This is a genomic window from Acidisarcina polymorpha, assembly GCF_003330725.1.
Classification (GTDB): Bacteria; Acidobacteriota; Terriglobia; order Terriglobales; family Acidobacteriaceae; genus Acidisarcina; species Acidisarcina polymorpha.
Genome location: NZ_CP030840.1, coordinates 7,031,235 through 7,053,417 on the forward strand (window position 1 = coordinate 7,031,235; position 22,183 = coordinate 7,053,417).

Annotated in this window: 19 protein-coding genes and 1 pseudogene; 7 read left to right on the forward strand and 13 right to left on the reverse strand. The window is 57.3% G+C overall.

All coding sequences use genetic code 11. The annotated features are described in order from the left end of the window. Positions 1-142 precede the first annotated feature (142 nt). Positions 143-1,267: a 4-hydroxyphenylpyruvate dioxygenase gene (hppD, locus tag ACPOL_RS30205; RefSeq protein ID WP_114210460.1), complete on the forward strand. Its 1,125-nt coding sequence runs from the start codon at positions 143-145 to the stop codon at positions 1,265-1,267. Positions 1,268-1,361: 94 nt separating this feature from the next. On the opposite strand, the gene ACPOL_RS35220 is transcribed toward hppD, so the two are convergent. Next, the gene (locus ACPOL_RS35220) at positions 1,362-1,535 is read right to left on the reverse strand and encodes a hypothetical protein (RefSeq protein ID WP_236657126.1); all 174 of its coding nucleotides are present in this window, start codon (positions 1,533-1,535) and stop codon (positions 1,362-1,364) included. A 302-nt stretch (positions 1,536-1,837) separates the two neighbouring features. Between ACPOL_RS35220 and ACPOL_RS30210 the strand changes: the two genes are divergently transcribed. The 3 genes from ACPOL_RS30210 (at position 1,838) to ACPOL_RS30220 (ending at position 6,381) form a co-directional block, all read left to right on the forward strand. Then, on the forward strand, positions 1,838-2,863 hold the full coding sequence (locus ACPOL_RS30210; protein ID WP_114210461.1) for an aldo/keto reductase: 1,026 nt from the start codon (positions 1,838-1,840) through the stop codon (positions 2,861-2,863). A 116-nt stretch (positions 2,864-2,979) separates the two neighbouring features. Then, positions 2,980-3,531 (forward strand): HdeD family acid-resistance protein, encoded by a 552-nt coding sequence (locus ACPOL_RS30215; protein ID WP_114210462.1) that lies wholly within the window; start codon positions 2,980-2,982, stop codon positions 3,529-3,531. A 309-nt stretch (positions 3,532-3,840) separates the two neighbouring features. Continuing rightward, positions 3,841-6,381, forward strand: a complete 2,541-nt coding sequence (locus ACPOL_RS30220; RefSeq protein WP_114210463.1) for a hypothetical protein — start codon at positions 3,841-3,843, stop codon at positions 6,379-6,381. A 66-nt stretch (positions 6,382-6,447) separates the two neighbouring features. Here ACPOL_RS30220 and ACPOL_RS30225 read toward each other — a convergent pair whose 3' ends face one another. The 9 genes and pseudogenes from ACPOL_RS30225 to carA all read right to left on the reverse strand — a co-directional run bounded on the left by ACPOL_RS30225 (position 6,448) and on the right by carA (position 16,809). Continuing rightward, a complete protein-coding gene (locus ACPOL_RS30225; protein WP_114210464.1) occupies positions 6,448-7,518 on the reverse strand; it encodes a 2-oxoacid:ferredoxin oxidoreductase subunit beta in 1,071 nt (356 codons plus the stop codon). 13 nt (positions 7,519-7,531) lie between these two features. After that, positions 7,532-7,792, reverse strand: a complete 261-nt coding sequence (locus ACPOL_RS30230) for a hypothetical protein (protein ID WP_114210465.1) — start codon at positions 7,790-7,792, stop codon at positions 7,532-7,534. A gap of 4 nt (positions 7,793-7,796) precedes the next feature. After that, positions 7,797-9,680: a 2-oxoacid:acceptor oxidoreductase subunit alpha gene (locus tag ACPOL_RS30235; RefSeq protein WP_114210466.1), complete on the reverse strand. Its 1,884-nt coding sequence runs from the start codon at positions 9,678-9,680 to the stop codon at positions 7,797-7,799. 182 nt (positions 9,681-9,862) lie between these two features. Further along, positions 9,863-10,927, reverse strand: a complete 1,065-nt coding sequence (locus ACPOL_RS30240; protein WP_114210467.1) for a dihydrodipicolinate synthase family protein — start codon at positions 10,925-10,927, stop codon at positions 9,863-9,865. Positions 10,928-10,931: 4 nt separating this feature from the next. Next, the gene (locus ACPOL_RS30245) at positions 10,932-11,777 is read right to left on the reverse strand and encodes a tetratricopeptide repeat protein (RefSeq protein ID WP_114210468.1); all 846 of its coding nucleotides are present in this window, start codon (positions 11,775-11,777) and stop codon (positions 10,932-10,934) included. Positions 11,778-11,798: 21 nt separating this feature from the next. Continuing rightward, on the reverse strand, positions 11,799-15,107 hold the full coding sequence (gene carB / locus ACPOL_RS30250; protein ID WP_114210469.1) for a carbamoyl-phosphate synthase large subunit: 3,309 nt from the start codon (positions 15,105-15,107) through the stop codon (positions 11,799-11,801). 8 nt (positions 15,108-15,115) lie between these two features. Beyond that, positions 15,116-15,229 (reverse strand): annotated as a pseudogene (locus ACPOL_RS36740) (type II toxin-antitoxin system RelE family toxin); the annotation flags it as partial. 42 nt (positions 15,230-15,271) lie between these two features. After that, positions 15,272-15,577 carry a ribbon-helix-helix protein, CopG family gene (locus ACPOL_RS30260; protein WP_201759040.1) on the reverse strand — a complete coding sequence of 102 codons (306 nt, stop codon included), beginning with the start codon at positions 15,575-15,577 and terminating at the stop codon, positions 15,272-15,274. A 71-nt stretch (positions 15,578-15,648) separates the two neighbouring features. Next, positions 15,649-16,809, reverse strand: coding sequence for a glutamine-hydrolyzing carbamoyl-phosphate synthase small subunit (gene carA / locus ACPOL_RS30265; RefSeq protein ID WP_114210471.1), 1,161 nt, complete (start codon positions 16,807-16,809; stop codon positions 15,649-15,651). A 112-nt stretch (positions 16,810-16,921) separates the two neighbouring features. On the opposite strand from carA, the gene ACPOL_RS30270 reads away from it, so the two are divergent. Next, complete coding sequence (locus ACPOL_RS30270; protein ID WP_114210472.1) at positions 16,922-17,878, forward strand: VWA domain-containing protein; 957 nt, start codon at positions 16,922-16,924, stop codon at positions 17,876-17,878. Positions 17,879-17,912: 34 nt separating this feature from the next. Here ACPOL_RS30270 and ACPOL_RS30275 read toward each other — a convergent pair whose 3' ends face one another. From ACPOL_RS30275 to ACPOL_RS30285, 3 genes are all read right to left on the reverse strand, one after another. Beyond that, positions 17,913-18,305: a hypothetical protein gene (locus ACPOL_RS30275; RefSeq protein ID WP_114210473.1), complete on the reverse strand. Its 393-nt coding sequence runs from the start codon at positions 18,303-18,305 to the stop codon at positions 17,913-17,915. Beyond that, complete coding sequence (gene lepB, locus ACPOL_RS30280; RefSeq protein WP_114211147.1) at positions 18,302-18,832, reverse strand: signal peptidase I; 531 nt, start codon at positions 18,830-18,832, stop codon at positions 18,302-18,304. Before lepB ends, ACPOL_RS30275 begins: the two co-directional genes overlap by 4 nt. A 159-nt stretch (positions 18,833-18,991) precedes the next feature. Next, positions 18,992-19,819: a TrbI/VirB10 family protein gene (locus tag ACPOL_RS30285; protein ID WP_150133189.1), complete on the reverse strand. Its 828-nt coding sequence runs from the start codon at positions 19,817-19,819 to the stop codon at positions 18,992-18,994. Positions 19,820-19,890: 71 nt separating this feature from the next. Here ACPOL_RS30285 and ACPOL_RS30290 point away from each other — a divergent pair, with 71 nt between their 5' ends. Then, entirely contained in the window at positions 19,891-21,048 is a 1,158-nt protein-coding gene (locus ACPOL_RS30290) for a serine hydrolase domain-containing protein (RefSeq protein ID WP_114210475.1), read from the forward strand. Between the two features lie 104 nt (positions 21,049-21,152). Then, positions 21,153-22,124, forward strand: coding sequence for an N-acetylmuramic acid 6-phosphate etherase (murQ, locus tag ACPOL_RS30295; protein WP_114210476.1), 972 nt, complete (start codon positions 21,153-21,155; stop codon positions 22,122-22,124). Positions 22,125-22,183 lie beyond the last annotated feature (59 nt).

Genomic DNA, 22,183 nt, shown 5'->3' on the forward strand with positions numbered 1-22,183 from the left:
TTCTGATACCGCTGCTGATAGTGACCTTGGGCTCTGGCCAACTCTCCATAAACAGGTATATCTTTGGCAATCGTTGCGGCATTCCGGGTTTCATGGGAGTCCGACAACGTCTTTCATCAGCATCGAAATTGGAGTAACTCTCATGTCGTCTATGCTTTTGCATCCGGAAGTCCAAACCCCTAAGGGCTTTCTCCCCATCACTGGTACGGATTACATCGAGTTGTATGTCGGGAATGCCCGCCAATCCGCATACTTCTACCGCGCCGCCCTCGGCATGTGTCTGGTCGCCTGGGCGGGGCCGGAAACCGGCCTCCATGACCGCGCTTCTTACGTTCTGCAGCAAGGCAATATACGCCTGGTTCTTACCACGCCACTCCGCCCCGATGGGGGAATGGCTGAACACATTCGCCGTCATGGCGACGGGGTACGCGACATCGCCATGTGCGTCACCGATGCGAAACTCGCCTGGCGGGAAGCCACCAAACGCGGTGCCCGGAGCGTTCACGAGTGTCATACGCTTGAAGACCATTGCGGTCGTGTCAAAGTCGCCTCGGTTGCGGCCTATGGCGACACTATCCATACGTTCGTGGAGCGGGAAAACTACACTGGGCCATTTCTCCCCGGCTATGAATCGACCGACGAAGATCATGCGGCGCGTCCGGTCGGCCTAACCCGAATCGACCATATTTCCGGGAATGTGGGCTGGAATGAGCTCCATCGGTGGGTCGATTTCTACCGCGACACCCTCGGTTTTTCGTTATATCCGAAGTCCGGAGAGGCCGGGCCGGCGGGATACCTTTCGTTCAAGGCACAAGTTGTCAGCAGCGCAGAAGGAAGGATCCTCTTTCCTCTTAAAGAACCGGCGGAGGGGCGGGATCGCTCCCGGATCGAGCAATATCTCGAGTCCTATCACGGTCCGGGAGTCGAGAACATCGCCCTGGCAACCGGGGACATGCTCGGCACCGTGGCGAAATTGCGCCAGCAGGGGGTGCAATTCAGCAGTGTCCCGTCGAGCTACTATCGACAGCTCCGGGCAAGAGTCGGCAACCTCGACGAGCCCCTGGAAGAGCTCGAAAGATTGGGGATCCTGGTCGATCGGGACGACGATGGATACTTGCTGCAAGCCTTCACTCGACCCGTTGAGGATCGTCCGACACTTTTCTTTCAGATCATTCAGCGGAAGGGCAGCCGCGGCTTCGGAGAAGGAAACCACAAAGCTCTCGCTGAGGCTATCGCGGCAGAAAAGCGATTTCTCCGCTATCGCTAGCGCAGGGGAGTTGCGCTACTGCTTTGGCAACTTCTTGCAGAGGTTCTGTTCACCACAGTTGTCCTCACGGCAGCAACTGTGGTGGTCAAGAGACTTAAGCTGGTCCGTGATCGCCGGGAGCCAGACTGGATAGCTGGCGTCCCTGGTCTGCGTCCAAGAGGGCTGCACGGCTGGTTCGGACGACCGCGGCAAATGTCCAAAAAAGAAAGGCGACGGCGGTTAGACTCATCGCAGTAATGAGCCAAAGTGTTATGTCATCGTACGACATGGATCGATACCTCTCGCGCTGCTTCCTGAGACGCATCTCACATCAGAACCAGCAGATTCAACCACATTCGGGACAAGAAATCAGCGAAGCAAAGGTAAGTTCTACTTTTGGATAAAGCTCTTCGGCTGGGCAAAGCTCATCTGGCTTCCCCTTCGGCGTTGCTTTTCAGGCCTCTTCAGAGACTTCCGACAAACTATAAGAAGGAAGATGTTTTCGCAAGCGAAGAAAAGGCGATAACAACTTCTCTGGAATCCAACTGCTGAGGCGCGCATCGCGCGAGGATCTGTTGACATCACATACGCATGGAATTCAGACAGCTCGGATATTCAGGCCTCAAAGTGCCTGTCATCAGCTACGGAACGGGCACCTTCGGGGGCGCCAACGAGTTTTTCAAAGCCTGGGGCTCAAGCGATGTTAAAGAGGCAACCCGCCTCATCGACATATGCCTGGAGTCAGGCGTCAACCTCTTCGATACCGCCGATATCTACTCACAAGGAGTATCTGAGGAGATACTGGGCAAAGCAATCGAAGGTCGCCGTAATCAGGTTTTGATCTCAACCAAGGCCACGTTCTCGATGGGCGATGGTCCCAATGATGTGGGCTCATCACGCTATCACCTGATCGAGGCCTGTGAGGCGAGCCTCCGCCGCCTGGGCACCGATCATATCGACATCTATCACCTGCACGGCTTTGACGCATTGACTCCGGCCGAGGAAGTTCTTAGCACACTGGACACCCTGGTAACGAGCGGCAAGGTGCGCTACATCGCGTGCTCTAACTTTTCTGGCTGGCACCTTATGAAGTCGCTCTCCGTCTCTGATCGCTACGGCTGGGCCAGGTATGTCGGTCACCAGGTGTACTACTCCCTGATCAGCCGCGAATACGAATGGGAGCTCATGCCGCTGGGGCTTGATCAGAAAGTAGGAGCGCTGATCTGGAGCCCGCTGGGCTGGGGGCGTCTGACCGGCAAGATCCGTCGCGGGCAACCGCTTCCGGAGCAAAGCCGCCTTCACAAGACCGCAGAGCAGGGGCCTCCGATCGACGATGAGCATTTGTATAAGGTTGTTGATGCACTCGATGAAATTGCGCAAGAGACCGGAAAATCGGTTCCCCAGATAGCTTTGAACTGGCTACTGCAGCGTCCAACAGTGTCAACCGTAATCATTGGAGCTCGAAACGAAGAGCAGCTTCGTGCGAACCTTGCTGCGACGGGCTGGAACCTGACCGCGGAGCAGGTTGCGAAGCTCGATAAGGCAAGCGAGGTCAAGCGCATTTATCCCTATTGGCACCAGGAACAGTTCGTCAACCGGAATCCGCTGCCAGTCTAGTCCGCGAAGTGCAGGGCTGACGAATATTCCCCATCGCCGTTTCTCTTGCGAGGAACGATTTCCCCGTCTTGGTGCGCCTCTCCTGCTATAGTCATCCGCATGGCAGGAGAGGCGCAATGAACGATACAGCTCTAAGTCAGCCTTTGAAGACGGCCAGCGGATGGGGGATCGCCTTCGCCATCCTGATCATCATTGCGGGCATCCTGGCGATTAGCTTGCCTTTGGCTTCGGGAATCGGGATTACCATCGTCGTTGGCTGGCTGCTGGTTTTCAGCGGTATCTTTCATATCGCCGATGCCTTTCACGCCAAGGGCGCGGGATCGTTCTTTTGGCGCCTGCTGGTCGGCATCGTCTTTATCATAGGCGGTCTCGATCTGGCGTTTGTTCCGCTTCGCGGCCTCTTCACCTTGACCTTCGTTCTTGCCATCATTCTGCTGGTACAAGGTGTGATTGGTATCGTCTCTTTCTTCCGCCACCGCGGCATGACCGGCGCCCCATGGATCTTGATCAATGGCCTGATTACTCTCTTCCTCGGCTTGTTGATCTGGTGGGACGGTCCCGGCGCTGCCGTTTGGGTCATCGGCACCCTGGTCGGAGTGAACCTGATCTTCAGCGGTATTTCTCGTCTCATGATCTGGGGAGCAGTGCGAAAATCGCTGACCGCGTAGCCTGTGAACTGAGCCTGACGCAATACCTACAGCATTGAGTCCACCTGCCTGCCGGCCCCAATTGGCGCGGACGTCCACTCTGGCGTCCACCCGCAGCCGAATTCCTCGAGTCCACCTCTTGCATTCGGTAAAATAGGATGTAACTGCGGGTGCTCGTACAAGCGCAGCCATGACCACGAGCAGTATATGCACGGATAGTTCAACAGGCGTCGCTCTACGGGGCGCGAGCTTCAAATTACAAGGACGCATTCGGGTGGAAGCTTCCTCATCGTCCAGAACGAATGCTTCGATAAAGACACCCGTTCAATCATGACTTTGAAAACTTTCTTCCGCCTGGTCATCCTCTCTAGCGCGCTCACGACGCTTGTCCGCGCCCAGACCGCTCCATTCGATCTCGCTGGTCCGGAGGTCGATGTTCGGGTAGAGCGTGCCGGCAAGACACTGCCCATTTCTGCTGTCCCCAATCTGCTTGCCGGCGACCGCATCTGGATCCATCCCGATTTACCGGACACTCAGTCCGCCCGCTATCTGCTGGTAGTCGCATTCCTCCGTGGAGCTACAAATCCACCTCCCGAGAACTGGTTTACCCGCGCCGAGACCTGGAACAAGAAGATACGCGACGAGGGCATCTTTGTTGTCGTGCCGCCGGAGGCCGAACAAGCGCTCATCTTCCTGGCGCCTGAGACCGGCGGAGACTATTCGACGCTTCGCAACGCGGTGCGTGCTCGCCCTGGCGCTTTCGTCCGTGCATCCCAGGACCTCAACGTTGCCAGCCTGGATCGAAAACGGCTCGAGACGTACCTGCAGGCTATACGCGAGGCGGTTCTCAAAGAGCCCGACCAGCTTGAGGCCCGCTCGAAACTACTCGCTCGAAGTCTCAATATCAAAGTCGATCCCACCTGCTTTGACAAACCTGCTAACGAACAAGCCACCTGCCTTACGGCGCACACCGATCAGATGGTGCTGACAGACGCCCATAGTCAGTCGATGGTGTCGACCGTCACCTCAGGCGCCACAGCGGACTTGATGACTCAACTCACCGCGACGCCCACCGCGGGAGCCGGCTATTTCAGCCCTTATGTAGGCGCCATCATCGACATCGCTCGCATCCTCGATAATCTGCACACCGCCGAGTTTCAATACATTCCGGCGCTCTCTCTGCCGCAGCGGGACACGCTCAATCTCAAACTGAACAACCCGCCTTCCTTCAAAAATCCCAAGTCGGTGATCGTGATCGCCTTGCCTCCGGTGGAAGGACCACAAATACCTCCACTGCGAGCGGTCAATCCGAAGCAGACCTACTGTGTAGAGAAACCGGAGAGCGTCTTGAACGTGGAAGGCGCACCACTCGTCTTCGCGACCGATTACGCGCACGATCTTTCGATCCATATCCCTGAAAAATCCGGGAAAGAGACGATCGTGCCGATCACCGCCGATCCGAAGCTTGGCGGGTTTGTTCTGGACCCGAAGGCCCTTAGCGACAACAAGCTTGATCAAGAGGCCGTAGGCTATATGCGTGGCATGTGGGGGTTTCAACCCTTCGATGGTCCCAGCTTCCGATTGGCCAGCGCCAGACCGGAACAGTGGCATGTAGGCCCGTCCGACGAAAGCGCATTGATCACTGGACGCACCGATACTCTCCATCTCCATGCGGACAGTTCTTCTTGTGTGTCAAATGTGACTGTGAAAGACGAGAAGGGAGAGAAGATCGCCGCTGCATGGAATATGAATGCGCCCGACGACCTCGAAGTTCAGCCGGCGCTTCAGAACACGCCTCCCGGAAAGATTACAGTCGCAGTTACCCAGTTCGGCGACAGTACTCCCGACGAGCTTCACCTCCAGGCCTACTCTGAAGCCGGACACCTGAGCAACTTCACACTCTACGCCGGTGATCAGCAAGGCGTTCTCCGCGGAACGCGTCTCGACCAGGTGGCTGGTCTCGACTTGAACGGGACCCGCTTTGCTCCCGGAGCGTTGTCGAGGGCCGAGGAAGAGGACCAGCTGCAGATGTCCTTGATGCCGCAGACCAAACCGGAAATGCCGCAGACCAAGCCGGACTTCCAACCCAGTCAAAAGATCGTGGCGAAGGTCATGCTCAAGGACGGCCGAACGCTCCCCCTCCCGATCACCGTCGCAACGCCTCGCCCGCAAGTTACGGTGATCAGCAAGAGCATCCAGCCTGCCTCGGGTTTGCAACCGCCACTGTTACAGAATTCGAACACGCCACAGCTACAGATACATTTGACCGCCGCTGACGAGCTCTCTCTAGATGGTCAGCTTTCTTTCTCTTTGAAAGCCGTAGTTCCCGATCATTTCCCGCGCACTGAATCGATCGAAGTCGCCTCCGAAGACGAATCCCTTCGATTCACGCTGAGCTTAGCTAATGGCCGATTGGTCCTCGAGGATGCGAAGACGATCGTTGCGACTCTCGACCCGGAGAAGGATCTCGGAAGCTCGGCCTTCGGGCCGCTGAAGTTCCGGCCCATCGATGCCGACGGCGCAGCCGGCGATTGGCAGCCCCTGGCGCAATTGGTGCGACTCCCGGTTCTCAGTCAGCTCAAGTGTGCGAAGACTCCGGACAGGCAGTGCACGCTGACCGGCTCGAATCTCTTTCTGATCGATGCGATTGCCTCTGATCCGAACTTTGCCAACAGCGTCACGGTTCCAGAGGGCTATGCCGACTTGACGCTGACCGTTCCCCACCCCGACGCCAGCAGGACGCTCTATCTGAAACTGCGGGATGATCCTCAAGCGGTGAACACGGCGCAAGTGGCCGGACCGGCTTTAGACGTCTCTCAGCAAAGTGCCGCCGTACCGGCCCCAGCGGCTACCGTTGGCACTAATCACTGAGATCCAAGCGTCGTAATCACAATCCAGTCGCGACATTCGGGCCTCGCAATGACGTAAAGGCGGGGTTTATCTAAGCCGCGCCATAATCTCGTCCAGCACTGCCTTGCCGGGGCGAACCCGCTCTTGCGCCAATTGCCCCAGCGGTTCATCGACTACATTGAGCAGGTCAATGAAATTAGGCTTTTTGGGATCGATATAGAAGATACCAGTCAGCACTTCACCGCGCTCGTGCGACTCCATAAGCGCCTTGACTGCCGAAACCCGGCTCGATGGCTGATAGTCCTCATGCAGCTTGCGCAGCCGCAAATGAGAGCCGTCATGCATCTCGACATCGTAGGTCGTGCCCGGATCATACTCCACGGCAATGTCCTCGAAATGAGGCACGAAGCCAACTTCAGTGATCGCCTCTTCATGCTCTTGCATGTACTTGTAGCTCTTGGTCGATCCCTCATGATCATTGAAGGTCACGCAAGGCGATATGACATCGAGCATCACCGTCCCTTTATGCGCAATGGCCGCCTTCAACATCGCCAGCAGCTGTTTCTTGTCGCCCGAGAAGGACCTTCCGACAAACGTAGCACCGAGTTGAATCGCCAAGGTGCAGGTGTCAATTGCCGGGAGATCGTTGACCACGCCAGTCTTCAGCTTGGAGCCGATATCGGCAGTCGCCGAGAATTGGCCCTTGGTGAGACCGTAGACGCCGTTATCTTCGATAATGTAGATCAACGGCAGATTGCGGCGCATCAGGTGGATGAACTGCCCGACTCCGATCGAGGCAGTATCGCCATCGCCGCTGACTCCAAGCGCGGTCATGGTGTGATTGGCGAGCAACGCGCCCGTCGCGACTGACGGCATGCGCCCATGCACACTGTTGAAGCTGTGCGCGCGGCCCATGAAGTAGGCCGGACTCTTGGAGGAACAGCCGATGCCGGAAAGCTTCAGCACCCGTTCCGGTTGTACGCCCATCTCGTACATTGCGTCGATGATGCGCTCGGAGATGGCGTTATGGCCGCAGCCCGCACAAAGGGTCGTCTTGCCGCCGCGATAATCGATTACCTGAAGGCCAAGACGATTGGTCTTCGGCGCCGGTGGCGGCAGGGGGGCTGGGCTCTTGGAAACTGATGCAACTTCAGACATAAAGAAAATGCTCCTAGTTATGCTCGCGGCTTTCGAGTCGGTCTATCGGGTGTTCGTGGCTTCTAGCGAGTTCGACCAGCGACGAGAATCCAACCATCAGATCGTCCATAGTTCTTCTTTGTTTTTCTATGTTGACCGTTAGATCATCAACTCGTTCTTTAAGCTGCTTCAGATCGCCGCCAAGCTGCGACACATCCGCAGTGAGGAGTTCTATGTGGCCGGTAAGCGCCTCATGCCGCTCGGTAAGCCGATCCAGCCTTTCGTCGATGCTCATTCGGTCAGATCCTTTCCTGCAGGATCAACTCATCGGTCACTGACCGGGCATCCATCGGCAGCCCATTGAAGTGCCGGACGCTGCGAAGTTTCGTAATTTCCGAAGCTGGGAGGTCCAGTTTCAGCAGGCTCTGCATCTGCGCGTCCCGGTTCTGTTCGATCACATACACCCGCTCATGCGAAGCAATGAAGTCATGCACTTCGCGAGTAAATGGATACGCACGAATTCGCAGGTAGTCCGTTTCGACGCCATACTCCTTCTTCAACTGGTCGCGGCTCTCGATCACGGCGAAATCGGAGCTGCCAAAAGCAATCAAACCTACCTTGGAACGACCAGTCTGCGCCACGACCGGCTTGGGTACCAGCGTGCGCGCAGTCTCGAACTTGCGATTCAGACGCTCCATCAGGTTCTGATAATCATCCGGCCGCTCTGTATATTGCGCCTTCTCGTTGTGTCCGCTGCCGCGGGTGAAATAGGCGGCTTGAGGATGTTGGGTCCCGGGCAGGGTCCGGTAACCGATCGCATCGCCATCCACGTCTTTGTAGCGGGCAAACCCACCCAGACGATCAAGGTCGGCGGCACTGAGCACCTTGCCGCGATTCAAAGGCTTGTCTGGATAAGCAAACGGTTCCGACATCCAGTTGTTCATGCCGATATCGAGGTCAGAGAGGACGAAGACGGGTGTCTGCAATTGCTCAGCCAGGTCGAAGGCGGCATAAGCAAACTCGTAGCATTCCCCGACGCTGCCCGGCAACAGAATGACCTGCTTGGTATCTCCATGAGATAAGAAGGCGATCGAGAGCAGGTCGGCCTGAGCGGTGCGAGTCGGCAGACCAGTAGACGGCCCGACACGCTGGACGTCAAAGATCACGCCCGGCACCTCGGCAAAATATCCTAGGCCGGCAAACTCGGCCATGAGCGAAATACCCGGCCCCGAGGTAGCCGTCATGGAACGCGCCCCTGCCCATCCAGCCCCCAGCACCATCCCGACGGCAGCGAGTTCGTCTTCCGCCTGGACGATAGCGAACGTCGCCTTGCCATCCGGCTCAACCCGATACTTCTTCATGAAATCAATCAACTGCTCGACCAGCGAGGACGATGGGGTGATCGGGTACCAGGTCACCACCGTCACTCCCGCAAACATGCAACCCAGCGCGGCAGCCGCATTGCCATCGATGATGATCTTGCCCTCGGTAGCGTGCATGCGCTCGAGCACAAACGGGTCATGCTTGGTGAGCGATTCAGTGGCATAGTCGTACCCAGCCTTGACCGCATTCCAGTTCAAGTCGGCCGCCTTTTGCTTCTTTGAGAACTGGCGACGCAGCGCTGCTTCGACGACCGTCAGGTCCATCTCGATGAGCTTGGCGACGACTCCGACATAGATCATGTTTTTGACCAGCTTCCGCAGCTTGGCCTCGGGACAGGCAGCGGCGGTCAGCTTGTCAAACGGCACCGGGTAGCAAAGCACATCCTCGCGATACTGGGCCAGGTTCTGGCTCTCTTCATAGATCGCGGCGGCGCCCGACGGCAGCGAGAGAATGTCCTCCTTGGCCGTCTCCGGGTTCATCGCCACCAGGATGTCAATCTCCTTCTTGCGGGCGACGTAGCCATGCTTGCTGGCGCGAATGGTGTACCACGTCGGCAGCCCGGCGATGTTCGACGGAAAAAGGTTCTTGCCGCTGACTGGAATCCCCATGCCAAAGATGCTCTTCAGTAGAACATTATTGGCCGACTGCGAACCGGATCCGTTGACCGTGGCAACCTGGATACTGAAATCATTAACGATACGCTTCGCGGGGCTGGACACCGCGGTTTCCGGACTTCCCTGGACGTTCGCTGTTGAGTTGCTTGCCAGGGTAAGTTCTCCGGCTATATCTCCTGTCGCCATTTGGCGGGTTCCCTTCAAAGGAGGATGGCACGGGAAGACTCTCTCAAATCGATCTCGTACATCTTTCAGTATAGTCGGCCGGAGGGTATAGGGGCCGCCTCGGCAGAGGGAACGGGAGCGATCGAAACCTGAGTGGTTACGAGGCGGCGATGAATGGCGATCTCGCGATATCGGCTACAGCGCTAATTCTTGAGCGTCGCCGTAATCTCAGTAATTTCGGCCTTCAGATCGGCCGTCAGCGGAAGCAGCGGCATCCGCGGCGGACCGCCATAATACCCGTTCAGATCGCAGGCAAACTTGATGCCGGGGATTCCCAGCTCTCCGGCAACTCGCAGTGAGGCCCGCCGAATCCGCTCCTGTTTCTCCTGAGCGAGCTCTGGATCCTTATCCTTCCAGGCAGTGTAGATCTCCTCGCAAGCCTGGGGAGCGAAGGCCGCCAGGGCCAGGATTCCGCCCGCCGCGCCAGCTTCGAGAGACTCAAAGAGGAAATCCGGCGAACCACTGAGCACCTGGAAACCCACCTCCTTTGTCCGCGTCTTGATCGTCGGTGCTGGGGGAGCCATCGCCAGGGCTCCCCCACCGCCGAGCATTTCAGCCGAAACAAAGGTCGAGGACATCGCACCAAGCGCGGACTGCGCCTCGAACATACGCGCCGTGACAGCCGCAAATACCTCCGTCACCGTCACCTTGCGCCGGGGAGCAGACCGGGTTGCAGCCACCACCGCCGCAATTCGGTCAAGGCTGCCGCTGGAATCTTTCAAGCCGATGATGTTAGGGTGTGAAGCTAACTCGACGACTATCTCGACCGACAAGTTATACTTCGTGAACTTGGGAATGTTATAGAGAACGACCGGGAGTTCAGAGGCGTCCGCAACCATCCGGTAGTAGTTCAGAATGGCCGCGTCGCCCATCTGCGGAGTATAGAAGTTGGGCGTCCGCACCAGCACGGCATCGTAACGCTGATCTGCCGCAAACCTCGCCAATTTGAGCGTTTCAGCGACGCTCTCGCGGCCGACTCCGGCAAGCAGCACCTTCTCCGCGGCGGCTGCTTCCCGAGCCGTCTTTAAGACTTCACGGGATTCATCGTCGCCTAGCATAACCGCCTCGCCAGTCGAGCCGAGTACAACCATGCCCGAGAGTGGACTGCGCGAGTAACGGTCCACGTTATGCTCGAGCTTGCGCAGATACAGACGCCCATCTGGATAAAACGGAGTGGTGATTGCGGCGAAAATGCCTTCGAGCAACATAGCCTTATTGTACGGCGACCGCCGGCTTGGGCATCTCAGCGGGAAAGGGTGTGGCCCGCGATTGCAATAAGTTCACCACGACCGAGCGCACCAGGTCATAGCCCGGATCTCCACTAAACAGGCGATATTCGCTGTGGGTATCGCCGGTGTCCGACTCCAGCGAGAACTGCCGCCCGCCGGCCGCCGCCTCTTGCGGATGTGCCTCAGCCCATGACTTCTGCGCGAAATCATCCGATTGGAGATCATACTCCCACAGACGTTTTCCCCCCTGGCTCCGAACCAGAAAGCGGTAATAGGTGTGGAACTTGCCGACGGGTTGAAAGTATTGGACGACCTCCACCCTGTACTTCCCTACTTTAAAGAGGTCGAGAAGAAACCCATTCGCTTTCATGGCATCGGGTGCATTGGGGCTGGCATGAAGCGCTATCAATTTGGCCCGCACCGCATCCCGCTGCTGAGTCTTTCCAGCCGCCGCATAAGCGGTTACCAGGGTGGTATCGACCCGCCAGTCGTCGGGCGCGAGCTGACGCGCCTTCTCCGCATAAGTGACGGCAACATCTCCCAGGTAGAGGTTGAGGGCTGCCGAAGCCGCCAACAGATTCGCGCTTGCATTGTCTGGATCCTGTTGAAGTATGGTTTGGAATGAGGCCAGCGCCTTCTCCGGCTGGTTTGCCTTCAGATAGCTCAGTCCTTGATCCAGATCGGCGTTGCCCGGCTGCTGAGTGGACGGGCTCGCGGGCGCGTTAGCTGGTGCCGAAGTGGGCTGGTCCTGAGCGCCGCAAACGAGACCTGCTACTGCCAAGACCGCCAAGATCGCCGCGTCTCGCGTTGAGATAGAAAAAAGTGTCATGCAACCGCCACGGCACCAATTCTACGCAAGTGACGATACCGCTGCTTTGGCGCTATGCAAATGCTGCAGGGCATTGACGGTGAGGGTGTTCCGCTGCAGCGCAGCGATGCCCTCAGCAGCTGCCCGGGCCGCGGCCATGGTCGTGATCGTGGGAATCCTCTGGGTAACGGCGGCGCGACGAATCGCCTTTTCGTCGAAGAACGTGTCCTGCCCTTGAGGGGTGTTCACGATCAGCTGGATCCGGTCGCCCTTGATGTAATCGACCACATTCGGACGCCCCTCTTTCACTTTGTAGACGCGATCGACGATCATTCCATTCTGCGCGAGTACGACGGCGGTGCCTTCAGTCGCCACGATGTGAAAACCTAGCTCAATATATTGCCTGGCCAGCTCGACGAGCTGTGACTTATCCCGATCATTCACGCTGAAGAAGACGGTTCCCTTAAGCGGCAGATATTGGCCCGCCGCAATTTGGGCCTTGGCAAATGCCTCTCCAAAATTGTCGGCAACTCCCATGACCTCGCCCGTCGACTTCATCTCCGGCCCCAGGACGGTATCGACGCCAGGGAATTTATTCCAGGGAAATACTGGCGACTTCACGAAATAATGACTGCCGGTGTCGAGATCGCGGCCAGCAGCGAGTTGTTCCGGCAGCAAATCTTTCAGCTTGCGGCCCGTCATCAGCCGCGCCGCAATCTTGGCCAGGGGAATTCCGGTAGCCTTCGACACATAGGGAACGGTCCGCGAGGCCCGGGGATTCACTTCGATCACGAAGACCCTATCCGCGCCGCCTGGTTTCCGCTGAATGGCAAATTGCAGGTTCACCAAGCCCACCACGTTCAGCGCAAGCGCCAGCTTGCGCGTATATGTGCGGATGGTCTCGAGTACTTCTCCGGATAGGTCCACTGCCGGAAGCACACAGGACGAGTCCCCGGAGTGAATTCCTGCTTCTTCGATGTGCTGCATGATGCCGGCGATGATGACGTCTTCTCGGTCGCAGAGCGCGTCCACATCGACCTCGATCGCATCCTCGAGGAAGTGGTCGATCAAGACTGGACGTTCCTGCGAATATTCGACCGCCTCAGTCATATAGCGGGAAACCGACGGCGCATCATAGGCAATCACCATCGCGCGTCCGCCCAGCACATAGGAGGGCCGCACCAGTACCGGGTAGCCGATGCGATTCGCACCCTCGAGCGCCTCCTCGACGCTGGTCGCCATCACTCCCGGAGGCTGCGGAATACCTAACTCTTCGATCAGCTTCCCAAAACGCTTGCGATCTTCGGCCAGGTCAATCGACTCAGGAGACGTACCCAGGATGGGCACCCCGGCAGCCTTCAAACGCAAGGAAAGATTCAGCGGAGTCTGTCCTCCAAACTGAACAATCATGCCGACTTCCGCTCCACTCGACGCCTCATGTTCATAAATCGCCAGCACATCTTCCAGCGTGAGTGGCTCGAAGTAAAGGCGATCGCTGGTGTCATAATCGGTCGAGACCGTCTCCGGGTTGCAGTTCACCATGATCGTCTCGTAATCGTCTTCCTTCAATGCAAAGGCAGCATGACAGCAGCAGTAATCGAACTCAATTCCCTGCCCGATCCGGTTAGGACCGCTGCCCAGAATAATCACCTTGCGCCTAGCCGTTGGGGCCGCTTCATCTTCCTCGTCGTAAGTCGAATAGAGATAAGGAGTCATGCTCTCGAATTCGGCCGCGCAGGTGTCGACTAACTTGAAGACCGGTTTGATGCCCAGAGAGTTCCGCAGTTGACGGACCTGTTCGACGCCGTCGGCTCCCGGCAGCGACCACACTTCCGCGAGGCGCTCATCAGAGACACCCATACGCTTGGCTTTTCGGATCAGCTCCGGTGACACACTGGTCACCGTTTGCTCGCTGACCAAGGCAATCGTATCGGTGATCTCTTTGACATGGAAGAGAAACCATGGGTCCATCGAGGTCATGCGCGCCACTTCCCGCACCGTCATGCCGCGGCGAAAGGCGTAGCGGATGTAGTTCAGCCGCTCGGGCTGCGGAGTGACCAGCCGCTGCGTCAACCGTTTTGGATCGAGTACTTCAGCGGAGATCTTCTTGCCGGTGTCGAGCGAACGCAACGCCTTCATCAGCGACTCTTTGAAGGTCCGTCCGATGGCCATGACCTCGCCGACCGACTTCATCTGCGGACTTAGGTTCTCATCCGCCCCGGGAAACTTCTCGAACTGCCACTTCGGTATCTTCGTCACTACATAGTCGATGGTCGGCTCGAAGCAGGCCGGCGTTTTGCGGGTGATGTCGTTTGGTATTTCGTCGAGCGTGTAGCCGACCGCGAGCTTTGCGGCAATCTTGGCGATGGGAAAACCAGTCGCCTTCGAAGCCAGCGCCGAGGAACGCGAAACCCGGGGATTCATCTCGATCACAGTCATACGACCGTTCACCGGGTTCACCGCGAACTGCACATTCGATCCGCCGGTTTCAACACCGATCTCACGCATGACCTTGATGGCCGCGTCGCGCATCGCCTGGTATTCGCGATCCGTGAGCGTCTGCGCGGGGGCGACGGTGATCGAGTCGCCGGTATGCACGCCCATCGGATCCATATTTTCGATCGAGCAGATGATGATGACGTTGTCGGCGAGGTCGCGCATGACCTCGAGTTCATATTCCTTCCAACCCAGCACCGACTCTTCGATCAGGCACTCCTTCACCGGCGAAAGGTCGAGTCCGCGAGCGAGAATGTCCATCAGCTCTTCCCGGTTATAAGCGATGCCTCCGCCCGATCCACCGAGTGTGAAGGAGGGCCGGATGACCACAGGAAAACCGATCTTGGTCGAGAACTCTAGCCCGTCGCGCAGGTTGTTCACCAGCGCCGAACGCGGCATATCCAGGCCGATACGGTTCATGGCATCTTTGAACAGCAGGCGGTCTTCGGCCTTCTTGATCGGCCCCAACTTAGCACCGATTAACTCCACATCATATTTATCGAGAATGCCCGCATCGGCCAGATCGACGGCCAGATTCAGCGCCGTCTGTCCGCCAACTGTCGGCAGCAGAGCGAACTTGCCGGTGCGCCCCTCGTCCTTGAGCATCTGGCTTTCGATCCGCAAAATCTCTTCGACGTATTCCCGAGTGAGCGGCTCGATATAGGTGCGGTCAGCCAGTTCGGGATCGGTCATGATGGTAGCCGGGTTCGAATTCACCAGCACCACTTCATACCCCTCGGCGCGCAACGCCTTACAAGCTTGAGTGCCGGAGTAATCGAACTCCGCCGACTGTCCAATCACAATCGGCCCCGAGCCGATCACGAGAATCTTGGTAATGTCATTCCTGCGTGGCATTCTTTTCCTTACGTGTAAATCTCGCGGCGATGGCCGAACTGGATGACTAGGATTAGGAGTTCCCTGTTTCTGATCTCACAGATGATCCGGTAGTCTCCCACGCGATATCGCCAATAGCCTTTGAGTTTCCTGTCAAAGCTTCGCCGTGCAGTCGTGCATCCGGTTCAACTGCTACCCGCTGAAATACGTAGCTCGTGATCTGCAGTCGTATCTCCGGGCTGAGCTTGTCGAGTTGCTTCTCGGCCTTCTTGTTGAAGCTGATCTTCCAATCCATACTTGCGAATCAACTCCTCGAGGCTGATGTGAGGCGCGCTGTCCTCGGACGCCTCGACCGCCAGGTCATAGCCTTCTCGGTCCTCGAGATATTCCGCGATGGCTCTCCGCGCGAGTTCTGCCTTGCTCAAGCCGTCTTTCTTCGCATACAAATCCAGGATCTCTTCCAACTCCGGCTTCATATCGATCTCGAGCATGGTGCTCCTCCTCATGGCAGCGGAATGTACGAGGTGAACTGTCGCAGCCAGTACTCAGCAGCCTCATTCCATTATCGACCCCGCTTCCACTCCTCCATCATCGTGCGGAAGTCATGGAACAGATAATTCGAATCGTGCGGCCCCGGACTCGCCTCCGGATGATATTGCACACTAAATAGCGGCAGCGAACGATGCCGCAACCCTTCCAAGGTGTTGTCGTTCAGATCGATATGCGTCAGATCGACCTCGCTCTGCTTCAGCGAATCGGGATCGACGGCGAAATTGTGATTATGGGCAGTGATCTCGACCTTGCCGGAATCCATCTGCTTCACCGGATGATTCCCGCCGTGATGGCCAAACTTCAGCTTGTAAGTCTTCCCGCCCAACGCAATGCCGATTAACTGATGCCCAAGACAAATGCCGAACATGGGCTTTTTACCGGCCAGCTTGCGAATATTTTCATGCGCATAAGTGACCGGCTCCGGGTCGCCGGGGCCATTTGAGAGAAAAATGCCGTCGGGCTTCAGCGCTAGAACATCTTCCGCCGAGGTCTCCGCCGGAACCACGGTGACGCGGCAAGCTTCGCGGGTCAACATGCGCAGAATATTGTTCTTGATGCCGAAGTCGTAGGCCACGACATGCAAGTCGGCCGGAGGCAGCTTGGGCTGGTTTCCGTCCTCGTCGAGCGCGATCAACGGATCGTTGTTGTAATTCCGCGGATCGTTGCAGTCCCACTCGAAGACGGTCTTGGTGCTGACGACCTTGGCGAGGTCGGTGCCGTCCATTTTGCGGATGGCGCGAGCCTTCGCCACCAGCAAATCGCTATCGCTCTCGACGGTGGAGATGACCCCGCGCATGACGCCGTGGGTGCGCAGATGGCGCACCAGGGCGCGCGTGTCGATCTCCGAGATAACGGGAACGTTATAGCGTTCGAGATAATCGTCGGCGACTTGCTCAGAACGCCAGCTCGAGCTGACCGGCGAAAACTCGCGCGTGACCAAACCTTCAATAAAGGGTTTGGCCGCCTCATTGTCCGCGGAGTTGGTGCCGTAGTTGCCGATCTGCGGGTTGGTCAGGACGACAATCTGCCCCGCATAAGAAGGATCGGTGAAAATTTCTTGATAACCGGTTAAGGAAGTATTGAAAACGACTTCGCCGGAACATTCGCCCTTGGCGCCGTGGCCTTCACCGCGGAAGATGCGCCCGTCTTCGAGCGCAAGGATAGCCTGCATCGCTTCTCCGTGGAGTGGATTCAATAGATTTTAGCAGAAAACTTCCGCGCTACCCGGAACTGCGGCGGACGCGGCATGCGTATTTGATGGAAGTTTCACTTACAGGAAATCCATGCGCAGAAGATGGATCGACTATCTCATGCTGGCCGCCTTCGCCGCGCTTGCCGCGACTGCGCAGCAGACCACCTTTCGTTCCGAAATACACCTCGTCACTCTGACCTTCAGCGTGCATGATGCTTCAGGGAAATTTGCGGCCGGGCTCGGCGCAAATGACTTCAGCGTCTATGAGGACGGCGCTCCGCAGAAGATCGCGTCATTCTCCGGCGACTCTCAATTGCCCCTCAGAATTGGGCTGCTGGTCGACGTTTCCGACTCCCAGAACCAGTTCCTTAAACGCCACGTCAAAGACACCGAGGCCTTCCTGCGTGAGATCCTCCGCCCCCAGGATCAAGTCTTCGCCCTCTGCTTCGGCGATCACATGAGGTTAGCAAGTGATCTGACATCCTCGCCGGCTGGCATCGTCACTGGGCTGCAGCACTTCGAGAAGAACGCAGGAAGTCTACCGGAGCTGGCTCCTGACCCGTCTCGCGAGGGGGGCACGGCGCTCTTCGACGCGGTATATGCCGGCGTCGAAGAGAAGCTCTCTGGCGGCAGCGGTTATCGCCGCGTCCTCATTTTGTTCACCGATGGAGAGGAAAATTCGAGCGCTCACGACGAAGTCGAAGCCATTGCGGAAGCTCAGGATGCAGACGTTCTTGTCTTCGCGGTACGCTACACGGCAATCCATCACGGCAGGATCTCCGCCAGAAATCAACAAGGCGCCGCTATCCTGCTCCACCTGACCGGACAGACCGGGGGCCGCGACTTCGATGGCCTGCATACAGACCTGTCGCAGGCATTCCAAGAGATTGCCGAAGAACTACGCTCTCAATACTCACTAAGCTACTACTCGACCAACAAGGCGGCGGATGGAAGCTTCCGCAAGGTCGTGATTCAAGCAGCGCCCGCTGGACTTGTCGTGCGCTCGAGAGCGGGATACTACGCTCGAACAAGTTCGCCATTTCCCTGACAGCAGCTTGCCATGGCGCTCTGGTTGACAACTCCTAATTCACCCTGGTGGGAGGAATGCCAAACGCTCCTTGTGAGCCGTCGGAGTGGTAATCGAGATAGGTACGATATCCCTGCAAATCCTCTTCACTGACGACTGTTTCCAGGATCAGTTCCGGTTCGTGCTGAGCGAACATGCTGGCTTCCAGAGGAATATGCATCACCCCAAAAACATCATCTTCGACCGATCCTAAACTCAAGGACGCCGTATCGACCGCGTCAGGGCGTCCTACGAATTCCTCGCGATAAATGGCGATATGAATAACGCCCCCGTCGATGACCAGGATCTTCGCAATGTTAAAGTGATGCGACCATCCACGAATGGAGTAGAGGCCGCCGACAATCCAGTTCGGTCCGGAATGCAGTGCAGCATTCGAGATATCGCTCATCGTACGACCCCCATCTCTTCTCGCGGCCAGTAAACAAAGGCGGCCTTGCCGTAAATTAGCTTCCGCTCCACCGGGCCAAAGTCGCGGCTGTCGCTCGAGATCGAGCGATGGTCTCCCATGACAAAGTATTCACCCTGCGGCACACGAAAGCTGTCCATCGAACGGACATCACGGAAACGCTCTGGAACATATGGTTCAGCGACTGCTTTCCCGTTCACAAACACTTCTCCGTCATCAATGCGGACCGTGTCCCCCGGCAATCCGATCACGCGTTTGATATAGCTCTTCTGTGTGTCCCGGGGATAGTAGAAGACGACAACATCGTCACGCTCGATCTTTTCAAAGTTATAGGCGAACTTGTTGATGAAGAGGCGGTCCTGGTCATGCAGTCGAGGCGCCATGCTCGTGCCCTCGACCTTCACCGGTTGATAAAGGAACGTAATGATGAGGAACGAGACAACAACTGAGATCATCAGGTCGCGCAGCCAGACCCGCAATTTCCCGGTAACCGGAGGAATCTCTTCCATCGAATCCTTACCGGACGAGCTCTCCACCGGGTTGGCTTCGAGCATGAGCAACGGGTTTTCGTTGAATGAATCGTTCATCGTTGGAGTATCGCTTCAATTGTTTAACAACTGCTGGCGCGCTCCTCCATTCTACTTGGAATGTCTCTCATTGAAGGCGTTTTAAGAGCAGCCCAGGCTTCCAGACGGGCAGGTCATTGGCGATCGGCTGGGCTTCTGCAGCGCCTGTCGCTGGTTGGCCGCAGGAACATATTGCCCGGTAACATCGGGGCCGCCGAGATTGGACTCCTGCAAGGTCAACGGGCGCTGGAGCACCATCTCAATAGGCGTTCCTGAAGGAATGCTGATGTCATTGCCATGCGTGAACAACGAGACAGCAGCCCCGGCGACCGCTCCCGCAGCCCCACCGATGCCTAGCCCTTCAAAGGGATGGCCGTTGACGCCACCCGAGATGGCTCCGACGCCGCCACCGACCTCCGCGCCTCTGCCCGCTGCTTTCGCTACGTCGCCCGCGCTGCTGCCCTGCTGTATCTTCCCCTCGTCGCCTTTGACTCTGGGGCCATCAGACCCCGGCAATCCACTCACCTGTCCGGGTATCTCGACGACCGAACCGTTCGGGAAGATGATGCTGGTGAAATGCATGGTCAGCTTGGCCGGACCCTTGATCCGGATGTGACGTTCGACCGAGTCGACGACCCCCTGCACATAGACCCCGGCGGGGATGACGGCCCGGCCGTTCGCCAGCACTGGAAAACTAGACTGCAAATAGACGCCGTCCCCCGCCTGAGCGGTCTTGGTGTTGATGGCGCTGCGAATGGTCAAGAGCACCTTGGTTCCAGCCGGGATCTCGAGCGTCTTCGCAGATGGTTTACTCGCCTCGTCGGGACCGGATTTGGCGGTCGAGGGGTTTGACGATGATTGCGCAACGACACCAAGATTCAGCATCATCACCGCCCCACAAGCCGCAATAATCCTTCCAAATTCACGCATAATCACGCCTCTGCCAGATAGACGGGGATCGGACGGGATCGATAGCCGGGCGAGTTACCATAGGCTCACCGATGAACATTGTTGACACTCCGGCGGAGATCATCGCTACTACTTTAAATCAGCGAATCCGCTTCGCCGACGCCTATTCTGTCCTCCAGGACGCAATTGCGGAGCGGGCATTCCCAGGCGCAAGTTTCGGGGTGTTCTACGAAGGAAAAATTCTTGCGTTAGACGGGCTTGGGGGATTTACCTACGACGAGGATTCACCCGTCGTGCAGCCAGGAACGATTTACGACCTCGCCAGCATTACCAAAGTACTGGGAGCCACCTCTGCAGCAATGCTGCTCTACGAGCGCGGCCGCCTGGATCTCGATCAGATCCTTGGCGAAATCCTCCCTGGATTTGTGATCGGCATGCCTTCGGCGCGGGAACGATGCCGGGTAACGCTCCGTATGCTTCTAGCACATTCTTCAGGACTTCCAGCGTATGCCCCGCTTTTCGAAGCAAACCGCACGCCAAATGCACTGCTTGCCGCCTGCCTCCGTATGCCTCTGGAATCCACCCCTGGCGCCCGTTCGGAGTATTCAGACATCGGCTTTATCCTGCTAGGTAAAGCGCTTGAGATTTTGGCTGGCGAAGAGCTCGATCGGTTTTGTAACCGCGAAGTCTTCCAACCCTTAGGCCTCACCGCTACCGGTTACAAACCTCCACTAGCCAGCCGAAACTTCATCCCTCCAACCGAAGACGATAAAGACTTTCGGCAGCGCGTTATCCAGGGGGAAGTCCACGACGAAAACTGCTTCGTTCTCGGAGGGATCAGCGGCCATGCGGGGCTTTTTTCGAACGCCCTGGATGTGCTTCGTTATGCTTCCTGCATCGTATCGAGTGGAAAAACAGAGAAGGGTGAGGTCCTCTTCTCACCCGAAACGTTGAGTCTCTTTGCCCGAAGGCAGGATTCTCCGTCAGATAGCTCGCGAGCGCTTGGCTGGGACACGCCATCGGGGGACTCGTCCTCAGGCCATCATTTCAGCAGCCACTCCGTTGGACATCTCGGCTACACGGGAACTTCTCTTTGGATTGACCTCGATCGGCGGCTCGCTGTCACGCTGCTCACCAATCGAACCTGGCCGGATCGTTCCTCGCAAGCCATTCGCAAAGTCCGTCCAGCCTTTTACGATGCCGTTTTCAATGCCATCGCAAGAGGAATGTGTCCCGTCTCACACCAGTAAACGTTTGAGTACGTCCAATCAGGTAGGCGAGGATTCAATTTTCCCATTTACAAGCCGGTTAGGTCTAAAATGGGGAAGTTCGTAGCGGGTAAACACTCAAAAACATGGCCACCATTACAACGAACGCAGAAACGCAGAATAAGCCGGAGAGACAGCAACATTCGGCCGCGAGTCTCAACCATCTCACCACCGAAAGCGCGAACGAAGCTTCCCAAGGCTTCGATACGAAATCCGCTCTCGAAATCGCAAGAATAATCAACCACGAAGATTCGAAGATCTCCGCTGCGGTCAAGCGGGCGCTTCCGGAAATCGCTCTAGTCATCGATTCGGTTGCGCGCAGTCTGCGTGACGGAGGACGCCTTATTTATGTGGGCGCCGGATCGAGCGGCCGCATCGCCGCGCTCGACGCATGCGAGTGCCCACCATATTTCTCGACTCCGCCGCAGGCGGTGCAATACATCATGGCTGGCGGGCCGAAAGCACTTGCATCGGCTGTCGAGGTCAACGAAGACTCTGAAGAACTAGGGCAACGCGATATTGCGAGGCGGCGTCCCACTCGGAAAGACATGGTGATCGGACTCTCATCGAGCGGACGAACTCCGTACGTCGTGGCTGCCGTTGCCTATGCGCGCGCCCGCGGCGCTAAGACCGCGGCAATCACCTGCAATCAAAACACGCCGCTCGCTGACGCCGCCGACATCGTCATTGTTGCTGAGGTAGGCGCTGAAGTGATCTCCGGGTCAACACGGATGAAAGCCGCGACTGCCCAGAAGATGATCACCAATATGATCACCACCGGCGCCATGACGCGTCTCGGATATGTCTACGAGAATGCAATGGTCAACGTCCATATGCAAAACTCCAAGCTCGTGGAGCGCGGAATTTCATTGTTGATGAGGTCCTGTGACATCGATCGCGAGACTGCGGTGGACACGATCAAGTCCGCAGGGCGCAGCATTCCTGTGGCGTTAGTCATGCTAAAGGCCGGTGTGGATAAACCTGAGGCCGTTCGACGACTCGCCCGCTCGGATGGAAACGTGCGGCTGGCGATCGAAGACACGACGCTCGAATTGTAGATCCCTGAAACTAACGAAAAGCCGCCTCCCGATGAGGCGGCTTTTCGTTTGAGACTACT